This window comes from Pseudomonas akapageensis (assembly GCF_011355085.1).
Classification (GTDB): Bacteria; Pseudomonadota; Gammaproteobacteria; order Pseudomonadales; family Pseudomonadaceae; genus Aquipseudomonas; species Aquipseudomonas akapageensis.
Genome location: NZ_VXCP01000038.1, coordinates 21,790 through 39,043, shown reverse-complemented (window position 1 = coordinate 39,043; position 17,254 = coordinate 21,790). Strand labels below are relative to the sequence as shown.

Annotated in this window: 12 protein-coding genes; 8 read left to right on the top strand and 4 right to left on the bottom strand. The window is 60.6% G+C overall.

The annotated features are described in order from the left end of the window. Positions 1-30 precede the first annotated feature (30 nt). The gene (gene pgm / locus F2S13_RS22115) at positions 31-1,671 is read left to right on the top strand and encodes a phosphoglucomutase (alpha-D-glucose-1,6-bisphosphate-dependent) (RefSeq protein WP_166364806.1); all 1,641 of its coding nucleotides are present in this window, start codon (positions 31-33) and stop codon (positions 1,669-1,671) included. 153 nt (positions 1,672-1,824) lie between these two features. Here the strand turns inward: pgm and F2S13_RS22110 are convergent, their stop codons facing one another. Next, positions 1,825-2,523 (bottom strand): pirin family protein, encoded by a 699-nt coding sequence (locus tag F2S13_RS22110; protein WP_166364804.1) that lies wholly within the window; start codon positions 2,521-2,523, stop codon positions 1,825-1,827. A gap of 240 nt (positions 2,524-2,763) precedes the next feature. On the opposite strand from F2S13_RS22110, the gene F2S13_RS22105 reads away from it, so the two are divergent. Beyond that, a complete protein-coding gene (locus F2S13_RS22105; RefSeq protein WP_166364802.1) occupies positions 2,764-5,235 on the top strand; it encodes a UvrD-helicase domain-containing protein in 2,472 nt (823 codons plus the stop codon). A 25-nt stretch (positions 5,236-5,260) separates the two neighbouring features. Here the strand turns inward: F2S13_RS22105 and F2S13_RS22100 are convergent, their stop codons facing one another. Beyond that, positions 5,261-5,521 (bottom strand): DUF1652 domain-containing protein, encoded by a 261-nt coding sequence (locus F2S13_RS22100; protein WP_166364800.1) that lies wholly within the window; start codon positions 5,519-5,521, stop codon positions 5,261-5,263. A 266-nt stretch (positions 5,522-5,787) separates the two neighbouring features. Between F2S13_RS22100 and F2S13_RS22095 the strand changes: the two genes are divergently transcribed. Then, the gene (locus F2S13_RS22095) at positions 5,788-6,990 is read left to right on the top strand and encodes a pyridoxal phosphate-dependent aminotransferase (RefSeq protein WP_166364798.1); all 1,203 of its coding nucleotides are present in this window, start codon (positions 5,788-5,790) and stop codon (positions 6,988-6,990) included. A gap of 63 nt (positions 6,991-7,053) precedes the next feature. Here the strand turns inward: F2S13_RS22095 and F2S13_RS22090 are convergent, their stop codons facing one another. Then, on the bottom strand, positions 7,054-8,673 hold the full coding sequence (locus F2S13_RS22090; protein WP_166364796.1) for an aldehyde dehydrogenase family protein: 1,620 nt from the start codon (positions 8,671-8,673) through the stop codon (positions 7,054-7,056). A 141-nt stretch (positions 8,674-8,814) separates the two neighbouring features. Here F2S13_RS22090 and F2S13_RS22085 point away from each other — a divergent pair, with 141 nt between their 5' ends. Together F2S13_RS22085 and F2S13_RS22080 are read left to right on the top strand one after the other, a co-directional pair. Beyond that, a complete protein-coding gene (locus tag F2S13_RS22085) occupies positions 8,815-11,451 on the top strand; it encodes a bifunctional diguanylate cyclase/phosphodiesterase (protein WP_246237971.1) in 2,637 nt (878 codons plus the stop codon). A 124-nt stretch (positions 11,452-11,575) separates the two neighbouring features. Beyond that, the gene (locus tag F2S13_RS22080; RefSeq protein WP_166364794.1) at positions 11,576-12,616 is read left to right on the top strand and encodes an ABC transporter substrate-binding protein; all 1,041 of its coding nucleotides are present in this window, start codon (positions 11,576-11,578) and stop codon (positions 12,614-12,616) included. A 114-nt stretch (positions 12,617-12,730) separates the two neighbouring features. On the opposite strand, the gene F2S13_RS22075 is transcribed toward F2S13_RS22080, so the two are convergent. Further along, positions 12,731-13,633, bottom strand: a complete 903-nt coding sequence (locus F2S13_RS22075; RefSeq protein ID WP_166364792.1) for a LysR substrate-binding domain-containing protein — start codon at positions 13,631-13,633, stop codon at positions 12,731-12,733. Between the two features lie 332 nt (positions 13,634-13,965). On the opposite strand from F2S13_RS22075, the gene F2S13_RS22070 reads away from it, so the two are divergent. From F2S13_RS22070 to F2S13_RS22060, 3 genes are all read left to right on the top strand, one after another. After that, the gene (locus F2S13_RS22070; protein ID WP_166364790.1) at positions 13,966-15,624 is read left to right on the top strand and encodes an arylsulfatase; all 1,659 of its coding nucleotides are present in this window, start codon (positions 13,966-13,968) and stop codon (positions 15,622-15,624) included. A 156-nt stretch (positions 15,625-15,780) separates the two neighbouring features. After that, positions 15,781-16,434: a peroxiredoxin gene (locus F2S13_RS22065; RefSeq protein WP_166364788.1), complete on the top strand. Its 654-nt coding sequence runs from the start codon at positions 15,781-15,783 to the stop codon at positions 16,432-16,434. A 37-nt stretch (positions 16,435-16,471) separates the two neighbouring features. Further along, positions 16,472-17,131, top strand: coding sequence for a hypothetical protein (locus F2S13_RS22060; RefSeq protein WP_166364786.1), 660 nt, complete (start codon positions 16,472-16,474; stop codon positions 17,129-17,131). Positions 17,132-17,254 lie beyond the last annotated feature (123 nt).

Here is a 17,254-nt window from a genome sequence, read left to right as displayed (position 1 = left end):
CAGTCTCGATCATCTTTTCAGAGGTTTTGCATGAATCTCAGTCCTTTGGCGGGTAAACCTGCTCCAGCTTCTGCGCTGGTCGATATCCCGCGACTGCTGACCGCCTATTATACCGGCCAGCCCGACGCCTCCATCGCCACCCAGCGCGTGGCTTTCGGTACGTCCGGGCACCGTGGCAGTGCGTTTGACCTGAGCTTCAACGAACATCACGTCCTGGCCATCAGCCAGGCGATCTGCCTGTACCGCCAGGCCAAGGGCATCGATGGTCCGCTGTTTGTCGGCGTGGACACCCATGCGCTTTCCACGCCGGCAGGTGCCAGTGCCTTGCAGGTGTTTGCCGCCAATGGCGTCGAAGTAATGATCGCCAAGGATGACGAATACACGCCGACCCCGGCCGTGTCCCATGCCATCCTCTGCTACAACCGTGGCCGCAGCAGCGGCCTGGCCGACGGTGTCGTGATCACGCCGTCGCACAACCCGCCACAAAGCGGTGGTTTCAAGTACAACCCGCCCAATGGCGGCCCGGCCGACTCCGATGTCACCAAGTGGATCGAAGCCAAGGCCAACGAGCTGCTTGCCGATGGCCTCAAGGGCGTCAAGCGCATGGATTACGAGCAGGCGCTGAACGCGCCGACGACCCATCGCCATGATTACCTGAACACCTACGTGGCTGACCTGGGCAATGTCATCGACATGGACGCCATCCGCGAAGCCAACCTGCGCCTGGGCGTGGACCCGCTGGGCGGCGCTGGCGTGCGCTATTGGTCAGCGATTGCCGAGCACTACAAGCTGAACCTGGAAGTGGTCAACCGCGAAGTCGACCCGACCTTCCGCTTCATGTGCGTGGACTGGGACGGCCAGATCCGCATGGACCCGTCCTCGAACTACGCCATGCAGGGGCTGATCGGCCTCAAGGACCGTTTCGACGTCGCCTTCGCCTGCGACCCCGATCACGACCGCCACGGCATCGTCACGCCGTCCGGTGGCCTGCTGCAGCCAAACAATTACCTGGCCGTGGCCATCGATTACCTGTTCAACAACCGTCCGCAATGGCGCAGCGATGCTGCCGTGGGGAAGACCGTGGTCAGCAGCGGCCTGATCGACCGGGTCACCGCGCGTCTGGGCCGTCGCCTGCATGAAGTGCCGGTAGGCTTCAAATTCTTCGCCGACGGCCTGTTCGATGGCTCGCTGGGCTTTGGCGGGGAGGAGAGTGCGGGTGCGTCGTTCCTGCGCCGCGACGGCAGCGTCTGGTGCACCGACAAGGACGGTCTGATCCCGGCCTTGCTGGCCGCGGAAATCACCGCCAGGACCAAACTGGACCCGAACCAGTACTACGAGAAGCTCGCCCAGGACCTGGGCCGGCCTTTCGCCACTCGCGTCGAGGCCAAGGCCAACCCGCAGCAGAAGGCGTTGTTGAGCAAGCTGTCACCGGAGCAGGTCAAGTCGACCGAACTGGCTGGCGAGCCTATCGAACAGATTCTCAGCCATGCACCGGGTAACAATCAGGCCATCGGCGGCTTGAAGGTCATGACCGCCAATGGCTGGTTCGCGGCACGGCCTTCGGGGACCGAGGACATCTACAAGATCTACGCCGAGAGCTTTATCGATGAGGCGCATTTGCAGCGTCTGGTGGCTGAGGCGCAGGTGTTGGTGGATGCGGCCATTGCTTAAGGTTTAGATTAGATTTGTTGTGTAAGTGTTTGATTTTGTGTTGATTGTTAGGGCCTCATCGCGGGCTTGCCAGCGATGAGGCCCGAACCGGCACTGAATAATTTCCCCGAAGTAAATAAAAAAAGGGCCTGAATTTCAGGCCCTTTTTTATTCTCAAGCTACATCAACAAGAACAATCTCGCTGTCTTCCACAGCCGTCACCCGCAGTACTCGCTCATCCTCGACAGCCACCCCATCCCGCGCTGCCGCCCGCACGCCATTGACCTCGATCAGCCCCTTGGCCGGCACCAGGTAAGCACGGCGTCCGCCATCCAGCACATATTCCGCCGTCTCCCCAGCCTTCAAATTGGCCGCCACCAACCGTGCATCGGCACGAATGCGCAGGCTTTGGTCGTCACCGGCCTTGCCGCTGGCCAGGGTGACGAAACCTTCGCCGCGCTCGCCTTTAGGGAAGGGTCGGGCACCCCAGGAAGGGGCTTCGCCGGTGCGATCGGGCATGATCCAGATCTGGAAGATGCGCGTTTGTATCGACTCCAGGTTGTACTCGCTGTGGGCGATCCCGGTCCCGGCGCTCATCACCTGCACGTCGCCTGCCTCGGTGCGGCCCTTGTTGCCCAGGTTGTCCTGGTGGGTAATCGCGCCTTCACGGACATAGGTAATGATCTCCATGTCCCGGTGCGGGTGCTGCGGGAAACCGGTGCCGGGGGCGATGACATCGTCATTCCACACCCGCAGGTTGCCCCAGTTCATGCGCTCAGGGTCGTAATACTCGGCGAACGAAAAATGGTGATGAGCATCGAGCCAGCCGTGGTTGGCGCCACCGAGGGACTTGAAGGGTCTTAGTTGCAGCATGAAGACATCTCCTGAGCAGTGAATCGTTGGAATGGACCTATCTTCTATCAACAAAATATCGAAAAAAAGCGGGAATTATCGCTAGTTATGATCGTATTGTTAGATCAATAAGTCGTCGCACAACTTATTGTCAATTGTGCGATTCATCGCCTAATCAGCTGATCTATAGGCAATTGACTGGCAGTCGCAGGCAAATGGAGCGAACATGGGCGTCTGTCATCGCCAACCCCTGGAGTCCGCGTGCCCGAGCTGCCTGCCGAACTGTCACCCCCCGCCCAATTGCCCCTGCTCAAGCGCCTGGCTGCGCGCTTTCTTGGTCGCGGCCTGAGCCGCCTGCGTGCCCAGCACCGGGATTCCTGGTTCCAGGGGCATGTGGTCGGGCAACGCACGGGGCATGCCGATGGCTTGCGCGAGGGCTATGACGAGGGCCGTATCGACGGCATCGAGGAAGGGCGCCAGGTATTGCTGATCCGCGATACGCGCCCGCAAGGTCACGCAGTACCCGGCGTGGACGACAACCTGTTCGATGACTGGCGGCTGCCCGTAACCGGCGAGTTGAAGAAACGCGTCAAGGCCGATGTCGCCCAGCGTCTGCCGAGCCATGCGCAGCCGAGCGCGGCGCAGTGGAAGATGATCTTCAGCGAAACCCCTTCGACTTATGTGATTGCCGGCGCCGGCGCGGGCAAATCGACTTCGCTGGTGTTGCGCATCCTGCTGTTGCACCACTATCTGGGCTTTGAACTCGGCGCCATGACGGTGGTGACCTTTACCCGCGAATCGCGCAAGGACTTCATCGCCAAACTGATCGAGGTATTCGCGCTATGGGGCCATGGGCTGAGCCAGGCCCAGGCGCATGAAGTGGTGCGCACCTTCCACTCACGGATACTGCCGCTGGTTCGCAGCCTGCCAGGCTTCGGCCAGTTGCGGGCCTTCGAGAACCTGAGCAATAACGCCCAGTTCGCCGGTGACGCGGGCGAGTCGAGCAACCCCTTCGATCTGCGCATCAACGATGCCCAGCGCCAACAACTCAATCTCTGCTACCGGGACCTGCATGCCGGCAACGAGCGTTTCCGCGAATTGATGGCCATGCTGCGTCGCCAGGCGCTGGAGCTCAAGGAGCTGGACCGCGATCACCCGGATGTGCAGAAGCGCGTGGCTGTGACGCAGTTGTCTGCCAGCCGCGATGAAGAACTGTGCGACACCATCGAAGACCTCTGGTTTCGCGCCGGCGCCTGGCCGATCAAGGGCATCGAGCCCAATCGCCAGACCGTGGAAATCAACGGCAGCGCCTTCCATTTCCATGGCTATATCGCGCAGATGGATGCCTGGGTCGTGCTGGGTTTCGACCCGGGAGAAAACCAGCAGTACAAGCGCCCCGGCGCCAAGCTGCCGGTCTGGGCCGAGTGGGTGATAAAGCGCACCCTGTTTCAAGCTTTCTGCGGTAAGCCTGTGATTTGGTTGGAAAATTACGCGGCGGCAAAGCGACTTGTGCAGTCACTTGCCGCCGATGCGGTAGCCGGCCCGGGCTTCGATTACAAGGTCAAGGGCGAGCTGGGTGCTGCGCCCTTGCTCGATTGTTTCGTGGCCGCCGCCAGTTTTATCGAGAACCTGGGGCTGGATGTTTCCGTGGCCGTGGGACAGATGAGTTTTGCCCGCGATGACAGCGATCGCTGGTTCTTCGAGGCGCTGAGTCTATTCTGGAAAGCCTTCGAGACCCATCTGCTCGCGCAATCGCCGCCGATCATGACCTACAACCGGATGTTCGCGCTGTTCGGTGAAAATACCCCGGAAAACCTCAGGCAAGTCAGTGACGAACTGTTGCGTCCACTTTCCCATTTGATGATCGATGAGTTCCAGGACGTTTCGCCGCAGATCGTTTCCTGGTTGCGCGCCAGCTTGCGGGAAATCCGCAGTCGTGGGCCGTCCATGCATGTCGGCAGGGCGGCGCAGCATTCATCCTTGTTGTGCGTGGGCGATGACTGGCAGTCGATCTATGGCTGGCGTGGCAGTTCGCCGAAATACTTCATGGAGTTCGCCAGGGAGTTCGTTTCACCCGCCACGACCAAAGTCATGCTCAGCGACAACTATCGCAGCCATCAGCACATCATCGATGCGGCCGAGCATATCGTTAAATCGGCCCCCTCGATTTCCGGCAAAAAGGCCAGGGCGTGCGGCCCGGCAGCCGAAGAGCCGGTGCCGGTCAGGGTGCTCGATCGAGACGATACAGGCTTGGCGCAATGCCTGCTGGAACACTACAAACGCGGCGATTCGATCTTGTTACTATTTCGAAAAAGTAGCGATAAGTTATTGATTTCAGAGCACTTGCAGGCGTTGATCAATCACGATTCCGGGTTGGCGCCCGAAGCGCGAAGGTTCAAGCAACTGACCTATCACAGCTCGAAGGGGTTGCAGGCCGATGCAGTATTCATGCTCGGGGATTGCCAGCATGTCACCCGTTCACCGTACAAGAACCAGGTGTACCGCATGGCCGGTCTTGGGCGCAGCGGCGATGCCGAGCCCTTCGACAACGCGCAAAAGGACGAAATCCTGCGCCTGGCTTATGTCGCCATTACGCGGGCAGTGAAGCATTGTTACTGGTATGTCGATGCGCCTGGTGGTGACACCGCGAACCTGCCGCGAGCATCCGTGCAGGTGAATGCCGACAAGCCGTTCTTCGATGATCGACGCGGACAAGAAAAGGCCCGCCAATAGCGGGCCCGAAAGGCATGCGCAGGATTCAGCCGGCAGCAGCGAAGGCATAAAGAGGGCTGGACGCCTCCAGCTCTGCCTCGACCGCTTCGATGATCCGCTCGACATCGGGCGCGTTCATCACCGTGGCACAAGGAATGCCGGTGACGGCAACCAGGGTTTCTCCGGTGGCGCGGTCGAACAGTCGCGCCACCATGCTGCCCGGCGCATCCATGCTGCCTTGGAATCCCAAGGGATGAAAATGCCAACGCATGACCTGACAGGCGTTGGGGAACGTCAGTTTATTCATGGGGCCCACCTTGTGATCTGACCGGCATGAGCGATCAGGCATGCGCCTGGTCTTGACAGACTTTAAAAATAGCACCGAGATTTGAATTGCATAGGTTTTTTTCAGCCCGTCGGTCTTGAAGTTCTGAAACTTTGAGCTTGATTACAAGCGCAAACGTTTTACCGGACTAAACTGAGTTATTTATCAATAATTCGTTATAAGTTTTTGATCGGTCGACATATTCTTCGCGTTATTCGTCTGTGCGCATGAACGACAAGGAGACTCGCATGCGTTTTTCCGCGCTGACCCGCCGCATCAGAGGAGCGGGTGCCGATGCATGGAACATTCACCACCGTGCCCTGGAGTTGATCGAACAAGGGCGCGACATCCTGTTGTTGTCCGTGGGCGATCCCGACTTCGATACACCGACGCCCGTCGTCCAGGCTGCTATCGACAGTCTGTTGGCCGGCGATACCCATTATTCGGATGTACGTGGCAGCCTCGCGCTGCGTGAAAGTATCGCCAGGCGGCAGATGCGCCTCAGTGGGCAACCGCTCGGCGCACAAGAGGTGATCATTACGCCGGGCGCCCAATGTGCTGTGTATTCGGTTGCCCAGTGCCTGCTCGACCCGGGCGATGAAGTCATCGTCGCCGAGCCCATGTATGTCACCTATGAGGCGGTGTTCGGCGCCTGTGGGGCGAAGGTGGTGCCGGTGCCGGTCAAGCCGCACAACGGTTTTCGCGTACAGGCCAGTGAAGTGGCCGCGCGGATTACGCCACGAACCCGCGCATTGCTGATCAATAGCCCCCATAACCCTTCGGGCGCCAGCCTGCCGCGCTCCACCTGGGAACAACTGGCACAGCTGTGCAGGGATCATGACCTGTGGCTGATTTCCGATGAGGTCTACAGCGATCTGCTCTATGACGGCGAGCATGTCAGTCCCGCCAGCCTGCCGGGCATGGCTGCACGCACGGCGACCATCAACAGCCTGTCCAAGTCCCATGCGATGTCCGGCTGGCGGATCGGCTGGGTGATCGGCCCACAAACGCTGACCGAACACCTGGCGCATCTGTCCTTGTGCATGGTGTATGGCTTGCCCGACTTCATCCAGAACGCCGCGCAAGTGGCAATCGAGGCCGATCTTCCAGCCGTCGAGCATATGCGCCAGGCCTATCGCCAGCGCCGCGACCGGGTGTGTGCGGTGCTCGAAGGGTGCCCGGGGATACGCGTACAAAAGCCTGATGGTGGCATGTTCGTGATGGTGGATATCCGTGAAACCGGAATAGGCGCCGAGGATTTTGCCCAGCGATTGCTGGAGAGGCATGGGGTGTCAGTACTGGCCGGCGAAGCGTTCGGCCCCAGCGCCGCCGGGCACTTGCGTCTGGGGTTGGTGCTCGACGTTGAACGGCTGGAAGAGGCGTGCCGGCGGATTGCCCGGTGTGCGGCGCAGGTGCTTGAAGAGATGCCGCAACGCACCGGGACCCTGTAACCGCTGCGATGTTTCTCGTTCCCACGCAGAGCGTGGGAACGAGGTGCGCCGGTGCCTGGCAAATCAGAAAATGTAATCGGTGGTCAAAAAGCTCGAATCGCGCCGCCGAATGATCTCGCTGATCAGCTCCTTGTTACTCTCCTGGAACCTGGTCGCCACCAGGGTACGGATCGAGAAGGTGCGTAATGCATCATGAACCGACAGCGTGCCTTCGGCCGAGTTCTTGCGTCCGTTGAAGGGGTAGGTGTCAGGCCCGCGCTGGCATTGGGCATTGATGTTGATACGGCCGACCTGGTTGGCAAAGCAGTCGACCAGCCGACCGACCTGCGCCGGGTCGGTGCCGAATATACTCAGTTGCTGACCGAAATCCGATTCCAGCACGTAGTCGATCACCGTCTCCAGATCGCGATAGGGCACCACAGGCACTACCGGCCCGAACTGTTCTTCGTGATACACCCGCATTGCCGGGCTGACCGGGTACAGCACGGCCGGGTAGAAGAACGACCCCCGGGTCTGGCCACCCCCCTGGTTGACGACGCGGGCGCCCTTGTCGATGGCGTCGGCGACCAGGCCGCCCAGGTAGTCGGTCTTGCCGGGTTCGGGTAGCGGCGTCAGGGCCACGCCAGGTTCCCACGGCATGCCAGGCTTGAGGCTGGCGAGCTTGCGGTTGAATTTTTCGATGAAGCTGTCGACCACCAGCTCGTGGACGAAGAGGATCTTCAGGGCCGTGCAGCGCTGGCCGTTGAACGACAGGGAGCCGGTGACGGCTTCGCTGACCGCGTTATCCAGATCGACCTCGGGCAGCACGATACCCGGATTCTTGGCATCCAGGCCCAGGGCCGCGCGCAGGCGGTGGGGGCGAGGATGCAGCTTTTTCAGGTCGCTGGCGGCCTTGTTGGTACCGATGAAGGCGAAGATGTCGATCTTGCCGCTGGCCATCAGGGCGCTCACGGTTTCCCGGCCACGCCCGTAGATCACGTTGATCACCCCGGCCGGGAAGCTGTCGCGGAACGCCTCCAGCAGCGGACGGATCAGCAATACGCCGAATTTTGCCGGCTTGAACACCACCGTATTGCCCATGATCAACGCCGGGATCAGGGTGGTGAAGGTTTCGTTCAAAGGGTAATTGTAGGGGCCCATGCACAGGGCAACGCCCAGCGGTACGCGGCGGATCTGGCCCAGGGTGTCCTGTTCGAGTTCGAAGCGGCTGGAGCGGCGATCGAGCTCCTTCAAGGCATTGATGGTGTCGACGATGTAATCGCAGGTGCGGTCGAACTCCTTTTCCGAGTCCTTGAGGTTTTTGCCGATTTCCCACATCAGCAACTTGACTACGGCTGCCCGCTGCTCGCGCATGCGTCCCAGAAACGCCTCGACGTGCTGGATGCGCTCGGCCACGCGCATGGTCGGCCACGCGCCCTGACCCTTGTCATAGGCTCGCACCGCGGCATCCAGGGCCGTCAGCGCAGTGTCGGCATCGAGCAAGGGCGTGCTGCCCAGAATCACTTGTTCGTCCCCGTTCTCGGTGTTCAGGTACACCGGGCTGCGCACCGGGGCCAGGGGCCCTTGCCAGCGCTGCAGGGTGCCGTCGACCAGATACTCGCGTTGCTCGATGGGCGCGCCAGGACGGTAGGCTTCAGGAATGTCCGCGGCAGCGGGGAACAACCGATCAAGAATATTTTCCACGGCGTTGCACCTCGTATTGTTTTAGGTGAATCGTTTCAGCCAGCATAACTCCATCTTCAAGGAAAACGCTACAGGCACTCAATTACGGCGACGATCTGCCGATAGCATGGAATGGTGATAGGCAAGGTTTACAAGGCGTACATGACAAAAAGAACTCAACGTCTGTGTTACCGAGTACAAGCGGCGGGCCGTTCGTTGGTCATTCGCTTGATGCCTTTTGGTTTTTTGCTGCTGGGCTCCACGCTTTCGGTGATCGTCGGTCAGCTCGACATCGAACGGCAGGAAAGCGAAATCAAGGCCAACGCCGGCGCGCAGCTCTCCGGTCTGCGGGCTGAACTTGAAGCGCAAATCCGCTCGGCCTTCAGCGAGACCGAAGGCATTGCCCAACTGTTGAGCGTAGACGAGGCCATTTCGCCCGAGCACTTTCGCGGCATCGCGCGCCAGGCCATTGGCTCGGTGCCTTATATCCACCATATCGCCATTGCCCCGAACGATGTGCTGCGCGACGTCTACCCGCTCAAGGGCAACGAACGAATCCTGGGTATCGACTATCGCCAGCTGCCGGATCAATACCCGCTGCTGCAGCGCGCCCGGGAAACCCGCAGCCCGATCCTCGCCGGCCCCGTCACGCTGTACCAGGGTGGGCGCGGGCTGATTTACCGGCGACCAGTGTTCGTTGGCGGGCAGGGAGAAAACAGGCGCTATTGGGGCAATGTCTCGATCGTCGCCGATGTCGATCGCCTGCTGCTGGCTGCAGGCCTGGGCAAGGACGCTCGTTTCGACCTGGCATTGCGCGGCCGCGACGGCAAGGGGTCCGAAGGTGAAATGATCTGGGGCGACCCGGAGCTGTTTGCACGCAAGGCGCTTGTCCTGAGTGTCGATGTGCCGGGCGGTCACTGGCAGTTGGCGGCAATTCCCCGCGGCGGCTGGCCGAAGCTGTCGCTGCTGTCCTCGGCGCTGTTTCTCTTTGCGTTGGTCAGCACCGTGCTGTCGAGCCTGTTCGTGGTGCAATTGAGCCACGGCAATCGCCTGATCAGGACCCGCAACACGGCACTGCAGAGCCAGAAGGCCCTGCTGCAGGGCATCGTCGACAACGCGCCCTCGTTGATCTACATGTTCGATGTCAAGGGTCAGTTGCGCTTGTGCAACCGGATTTTCGAACGTGCGATCGGGCTTACCAGCCAGCAGCTCCTTGGCTTGCGCAGGGATCAGTTCCTGCCATTGAACAGGGCGCTCGAGCTTCAGGCCGGCGATGATCAGGTTGTGGCCAGCGGGCAGGTGTTGCGTCTCGAAGACCGGCATCAGGGGGCCGACGGCGATCACATCTATCTCACCACCAAGTGTCCCTTGCATTCCCCCGACGGGGAACTGCTCGGCGTGCTGGGTATTTCCACCGATATCACCGAAATCCGCCAGACCAGCGAGAAACTGCGCCGGGCCGGGGTTGAGCTCGAGCGCCTGGCGCATTACGACGTGGTGACCGGTCTGCCCAATCGCGTCCTGTTCAACAACCGCCTGCAGCACGCCATCGAACAGGCCTGCGCCAATGGCAAGCAATTGGCGGTGCTGGTGCTGGACATCGACGGCTTCAAGATGGTCAACGACAGCCTGGGTCACCCCATGGGCGACCTGCTGCTGCAGCAGGCCACCGAGCGTTTCCTGCGCTGTGTGAAGGAGGGCGATACGGTCTGCCGGCTGGGCGGCGATGAATTCGCCTTCATCCTCAATGAGCTGGAGCAGGAGAAGGGCGCGACAGTCATCGTTCGGCAGCTGTTGCTGGCCTTGCAGAAACCGTTCGACCTCAAGGGAACGGCGGCCATGGTGACCGCCAGCATCGGCATCGCCCTGTGCCCCGAACATGGCGCCACCCCTGAACAGCTACTGCGTCACGCCGACACGGCCATGTACGGCGCCAAGGAGAGCGGTCGCAATGATTACCGCTATTACCGCAGCGAAATGACCGAGCGGGTGCACCAGCGCCTGGCCCAGGAACACGCGTTGCGCCTGGCGTTGGAGAACAATGAGTTCGAAGTCTGGTACCAGCCCAAGATCGACCTGTTCAGCGGCCGCCTGCAGGGTGCCGAAGCATTGCTGCGCTGGCGCGACCCCAGCCGCGGGTTGATCTCGCCGGCCGAATTCATACCCTTGGCCGAGCGTACCGGTTTGATCATTCCGCTCGGCGAACGGGTGCTGGAGCTGGTGTGCGCGCAGCTGCGTGCGTGGCGCGACAGGGAGTTGCTCGACGGACGCATCGCGATCAACGTCGCCGCCTTGCAGATCGAGCGCAGCGATTTCGTCGAATACCTGGGCGAGGTCCTGGCGCGTCATGAATTGTCGGCCAGTCTGCTGGAAGTCGAAGTCACCGAGAGCGTCATCATGGAAAGCCCCAAGCATGCCCGCTCGGTGCTCGGCGCCATTCAGCAGATGGGCGTGACCACCGCCATCGACGACTTCGGCACCGGGTATTCTTCGCTGGCCTATCTGAAAATGCTGCCGATCGATCACCTGAAGATCGACCGGGCGTTCATCAGAGATCTGCCGCACGATGACAACGATGTGGCCATTACCCGAGCGATCATCGACATGGGCCATGCCCTGGGATTCAAGATCACGGCAGAGGGTATCGAGACCCGGGAGCAATTCGAGTTTCTGCGCAACGCCGGCTGCGATCAGGGGCAGGGCTACCTGATCGGAAAACCGATGCCGGCTGCCGAGTTCGAAGCCTGGGTGGGGGATGAGGCGCGTACGCCGGCGGGACGGCGTATGCCTGTGGTGTGAGGGGCGGTTCGCCCCAATCCCTAAGCAGCTTTTCCCTTCCCAATCCCTCGTAAAAACCTCGTTTCGCCAACCCTCAGCCCGTGAACAGAATGGGCCCGTCTTCCATCGGCTGAGGGAACGTTCCATGTCCATATCCTTGCGTACCTGTGTACCTTTTTCCCTGGCATTGCTGTGCACCGGCGTATTCGCCGAGCCGCAAAGCCTGACCGTCATTTCATTCGGAGGCGCCACCAAAGCGGCCCAGGACAAGGCCTATTTCCAACCCTTCAATGCCAGCGGTGCCGGACGCATCGTGGCCGGCGAGTACAACGGCGAGCTGTCGAAAATCAAGGCCATGGTCGATGTCGGCGATGCCAGCTGGGACGTGGTCGAAGTCGAAAGCCCGGAGCTGTTGCGCGGTTGCGATGCCGGCCTGTTCGAGCGCCTGGATCCGGCCCTGTTCGGCGACAAGGCGCAGTTCGTGCCGGGTACCCTGACCGAGTGCGGTGTGGCGACGTATGTCTGGTCGATGGTCATGGCGTTCGATCGCGACAAGCTGGCCAAGGCTCCGACCTCCTGGGCGGATTTCTGGAACATCGCCGACTTTCCCGGCAAGCGCGGCTTGCGCAAGGGCGCCAAGTACACCCTGGAAATCGCCTTGCTTGCCGATGGGGTCAAACCCGATCAGGTCTACAAGGAGTTGAAGACGCCGCAAGGGGTGGCACGGGCGTTCGCCAAGCTGGACAAGATCAAGTCGAATATCCAGTGGTGGGAGGCAGGCGCGCAACCGGCGCAGTGGCTGGTGGCCGGCGACGTGGCCATGAGCGCGGCCTACAACGGCCGCATCGCCTCGGCGCAGAAGGAAGGCATGAACCTGAGCATCGTCTGGCCCGATAGCCTGTATGACCCCGAATACTGGGCTGTGGTCAAAGGCTCGCCGAACAAGGCCCTGGCCGAACGCTTCATCGCCTTTGCCAGCCAGCCGCAGACCCAGAAGGTGTTTTCGGAGACCATTCCTTATGGCCCGGTGCATCGCGAGGCGTTGTCACTGCTGCCGCTGCAGGTTCAGCAGCAACTGCCGACCGCCGACGCCAACCTGGCCAAGGCCCAGGCGGTGGATGCGGAGTTCTGGGTCGATCATGGGGAGGAGTTGGAGGAGCGTTTCAATGCGTGGGCTGCGCGTTGAGATTGTGATCGTCTGACAGGGCCTCATCGCTGGCAAGCCAGCTCCCACAGATAGAGCTGCCGTGCATGCCGAATCTGTGGGAGCTGGCTTGCCAGCGATAGGGGCAACTCGGTCTCAAGCCTTGAACTGCTCCTTGCAATACTCGATGAACATCTGCGCAGGCTTGGTCAGCTGCGACCGCTTCAGCCAGGCCGCCACCAGTGCCGAACCGGTAACCTCTTCGGCAATATCCACGCACACCACCTGCTTGCCGTCGTAGGTGCAGGTCGAGTGCGGCCGGGTCACCAGTACCGAGAAGCCGAACCCCTGGCCGACCATGCCCCGCACCATTTCGATCGAGGGCGAGCTGAAGACGATGTTCGGGGTCAGGCCCATTTCTTCGAAAATGCTCACGAAGTAGGTCCGGCTCGGTTGCACATCGAGCAGGATCATCGGCTCCAGAGCCAAGTCGCGCAGGGATACTTGTGGCTGGTCGGCAAAACGATGCCCCTCCGGCAGCAGCGCATAGGGTCGCTGTGGTGCCATCAGGGGCTCGGTCTCGATAGTGCCGTCCAGATCGTGCTCGTAGAAAATCGCCAGGTCGAAGCGCCCACCGGTCAGGCCTTGCACCAGTTCCTGTTGTTCGCCGTCCTGCAGACGGATCTCGACACCGGGATAGCGTTCGCGAAAACCGGCGATCAGGCGAGGCAGGTAGAGCGGGGCGACGGTCTCGAAGCAGCCGATGTCGATCTGCCCGCTGACCACGTCATTGTCGGCCAGGGCGTTCTGTTCGAACTCCTTGGACATGCGCAGCAGTTCCTGGGCCTTGCGATAAAACCGCGCGCCGCCCGGCGTCAGGGAAACTCCCTGGGCGTGGTGGCGGATAAACAATTGCACGCCAAAGCTCTCTTCCAGCCCTTTGATTGCGGTGGAAATCGATGGCTGGGCGATGTACAGCTTGCGCGACGCTTCGGCGACACTGCCGCACTCGACCGTGGTGACGAAGTACTTCAATTGGCGCAGGGTGTAGGAAGCCACGGCAAACCTCGAAGTTGGTCCATTCAAGCCGATACATTACCGCGTCGTCGACGCCTGTAGGGATGTGCCTGCTTCTGATTTTCCGTGGCAGTGAGCATATTCTTCATGGGCTCGCCAGTGAGTGCCGACCTGCGACCACGCGTTTTGACGAAATCGCACTAGACTTCTTGCTGGGCCTTAACCAGTGCATGGTCATGCAATCGGGGGAGTTGATTCTGTACGCAGTACCTAGGCTATCTACTCGGTGGTAATGCACCAAGGGTCATCGTTGGCGTGCGCTCATCACCTGAGTTGCGAACAACACGGATCGACACCTGAGGAAGGTACCCGGTATGAATAGGCAATCAGATCGCTTCAGACTTTCCATCGTGTTCATGGCATTGATGTCGTTAAACGGTCTCGCCCTCGCTGCACAGACGGACAAACCCAATATTCTGTTTATCGTCTCCGACGATACCGGCTATGGCGACCTGGGCCCCTATGGCGGGGGCGAAGGTCGCGGCATGCCGACGCCGAACATCGACAAGCTGGCAGAAGACGGCAAAACCTTTTTCTCGTTCTACGCCCAGCCAAGTTGCACGCCTGGCCGCGCCGCCATGCAGACCGGCCGCATCCCGAACCGCAGCGGCATGACCACCGTGGCCTTCCAGGGCCAGGGCGGCGGCTTGCCGGCAGCCGAATGGACCTTGGCCTCGGTGCTCAAGACCGGTGGTTACGAGACCTACTTCACCGGCAAGTGGCACCTGGGCGAAGCGGACTATGCACTGCCCAATGCCCAGGGCTACGACGTGATGAAATACGTCGGCCTGTACCACCTCAACGCCTACACCTACGCCGACCCTGAATGGTTCCCGGACATGGATCCGGAAACCCGCGCGATGTTTGCCAAGGTCACCAAGGGCGCGTTATCAGGCAAAGCGGGCGAAAAGCCGGTTGAAGAGTTCAAGATCAACGGTGAATACGTCGATACGCCGGTCGTTGATGGCAAGCCGGGCGTCGTCGGTATTCCCTACTTCGATGGCTATGTCGAAAAAGCCGCGCTGGAATTCCTCGACACGGCCGCCAAGTCGGACAAGCCCTTTTTTATCAACGTCAACTTCATGAAAGTGCACCAGCCCAACATGCCGGCGCCGGAGTTCGTGCACAAGTCGATGTCCAAATCCAAATATGCCGACTCGATCGTTGAACTCGATACCCGTATCGGCCGCATCATGGACAAGCTCAAGGCCTTGGGCCTGGACAAGAACACCCTGGTGTTCTACACCACCGACAACGGCGCCTGGCAGGATGTTTACCCGGACGCCGGTTATACCCCGTTCCGTGGCACCAAGGGCACCGTGCGCGAAGGCGGTAACCGGGTACCGGCGATTGCCATCTGGCCAGGCAAAATCAAGCCGAACTCCAGGAACCACGAGATCATCGGTGGCCTGGATCTGATGGCGACCTTTGCCGCCGTTGCCGGCGTGAAGCTGCCGGAAAAAGACCGCGAAGGCCAGCCGATCATCTTCGACAGTTACGACATGACCCCGGTACTGACGGGTAGTGGCCCGTCGCCGCGTAAAGAGTGGTTCTACTTCACCGAGAACGAGTTGTCCCCGGGCGCCGCCCGTGTCGGCAACTACAAGGCGGTGTTCAACCTGCGTGGCGATGATGGTGCCCAGACCGGTGGCCTGGCGGTAGACAGCAACCTGGGTTGGAAAGGTGCGTCGAAATACGTGGCGACCGTGCCGCAAATCTTCGACCTCTACCAGGACCCGCAAGAGCGCTATGACATTTTCATGAGTAACTTCACCGAGCGCACCTGGACGATGGTGCCCATCAGCCTGGCGATAACCAAACTGATGAAAACCTACATTGACTACCCTCCGCGCAAGCTGCAGAGCATGGGTTACGACGGCCCGATCGAGCTGTCCAAGTATCAGAAGTTCCAGTCGGTACGTGAGGATCTGCAGAAAGAGGGGATCAACCTGCAATTGCCTACAGGCAACTAGTGCTGTTGTGGCAGCCCCTTGCGGGGCTGCCACGTCTTCTGAAACGTCTCCTATACTGACTTCGCGCTGACCGGCTCAACGCAGATTCCGTGCGCCGTCGCAACGGCAACCGGCGTTCGGACCGTCTTCCTACCCATCCCTGCAAGGAGATCGAACATGGCAATCCGCATTGGCGACGAAGCACCGGATTTCACTGCCGACAGCACTGAAGGTCCAATCAGATTCCACGAGTGGATCGGCGACAAGTGGGCCATCCTGTTCTCGCATCCGAAAGACTTCACTCCTGTGTGCACCACTGAACTCGGATACATGGCCGGACTCAAGCCGGAGTTCGACAAACGCAACACCAGAATCGTCGGCCTCAGCATCGACCCGGTCAGCGACCACGTGAAATGGGTCGGTGACATCGCAGAGACCCAGGGCCATGCGATCAACTACCCCCTGATCGGTGACGAGAACCTGGTGGTGGCCAAGCTCTATGACATGATCCACCCCAATGCCAGTGGCGGCTCTCGTACCGCCGTGGACAACGCCACGGTCCGTTCGGTGTTCATGATCGGCCCGGACAAGAAGGTCAAGGCGATGCTGGTCTACCCCATGAGTGCCGGACGCAACTTCGATGAAGTGCTGCGCCTGCTCGATTCGCTGCAACTGAATGCCAAACACACTGTTGCCACCCCCGTGAACTGGCGTCCGGGTGAGGACGTGATCATTCCCACATCGGTCTCCGACGAGGACGCCAGGAAGAAGTATCCCGAGGGCTACAAGACCGTGAAACCCTATTTGCGCACCGTGGCGCAACCGAAGTAGCAACACCCGTTCAGTCACTTTTTCCGGAGGGCTGTACATGCGCAAGACGACGTTCATCCCAACCCTTGCCGCTGCCATGCTAGCGCTGACCTGCAGTTTCGCCAGCCACGCGGACTCCAAGGACATGACCTTCTTCGTCACCAGCAAAGGCATGGGCAAGGGGGCCGATCTGGGGGGCCTGGCCGGGGCCGACAAGCACTGTCAGGCGCTGGCCAGTGCCGTGGGGGCAGGCAAGCATACCTGGCGCGCCTACCTGAGCGCCGATGCCTCAGGTGGCCAGGCAGCAGTCAATGCCCGGGACCGTATCGGCAAAGGCCCCTGGCAGAACGCCAAGGGCGTCGTGATCGCTCAGGACCTCGCGCAATTGCATGGCGACAACAAGCTGAACAAGGAAACCGCCCTCGACGAACACGGGATGGTGGTCAAGGGGCGCGGCGATACGCCGAACACCCACGACATCCTCACCGGCTCCCAGACCGATGGAATGGCATTCGGTGCAAGTGATGACCACACCTGCAGCAACTGGACCAGCAGCGACAAGGGCATGGCCCAGGTCGGTCACCATGACCGGATCGGGCTGAACGACGACCCACCGGCGCATTCGTGGAACTCTTCGCACCCTTCGCGAGGCTGCAGTGACGAAACGCTGGCGGCCTCGGGTGGGGCGGGACGGTTGTATTGTTTTGCGGCGGATTGAGGGCCAATCGAGGTGCGTGGTGAGCGAAAGTGACAGCACTTTTCGGCCTGCTACTGGCAGATTGAGATGACAATGCTAATCTGGATCCACGCACCCTGAATTGCATCCATTTTGATTGTGAAT

Excerpts from the sequence above, each read along its gene's own strand:
- pgm (WP_166364806.1), top strand. The coding sequence starts at position 31 with ATGAATCTCAGTCCTTTGGCGGGTAAACCTGCTCCAGCTTCTGCGCTG.
- F2S13_RS22110 (WP_166364804.1), bottom strand. The coding sequence starts at position 2,523 with ATGCTGCAACTAAGACCCTTCAAGTCCCTCGGTGGCGCCAACCACGGC.
- F2S13_RS22100 (WP_166364800.1), bottom strand. The coding sequence starts at position 5,521 with ATGAATAAACTGACGTTCCCCAACGCCTGTCAGGTCATGCGTTGGCAT.
- F2S13_RS22095 (WP_166364798.1), top strand. The coding sequence starts at position 5,788 with ATGCGTTTTTCCGCGCTGACCCGCCGCATCAGAGGAGCGGGTGCCGAT.
- F2S13_RS22085 (WP_246237971.1), top strand. The coding sequence starts at position 8,815 with ATGACAAAAAGAACTCAACGTCTGTGTTACCGAGTACAAGCGGCGGGC.
- F2S13_RS22080 (WP_166364794.1), top strand. The coding sequence starts at position 11,576 with ATGTCCATATCCTTGCGTACCTGTGTACCTTTTTCCCTGGCATTGCTG.
- F2S13_RS22070 (WP_166364790.1), top strand. The coding sequence starts at position 13,966 with ATGAATAGGCAATCAGATCGCTTCAGACTTTCCATCGTGTTCATGGCA.
- F2S13_RS22065 (WP_166364788.1), top strand. The coding sequence starts at position 15,781 with ATGGCAATCCGCATTGGCGACGAAGCACCGGATTTCACTGCCGACAGC.
- F2S13_RS22060 (WP_166364786.1), top strand. The coding sequence starts at position 16,472 with ATGCGCAAGACGACGTTCATCCCAACCCTTGCCGCTGCCATGCTAGCG.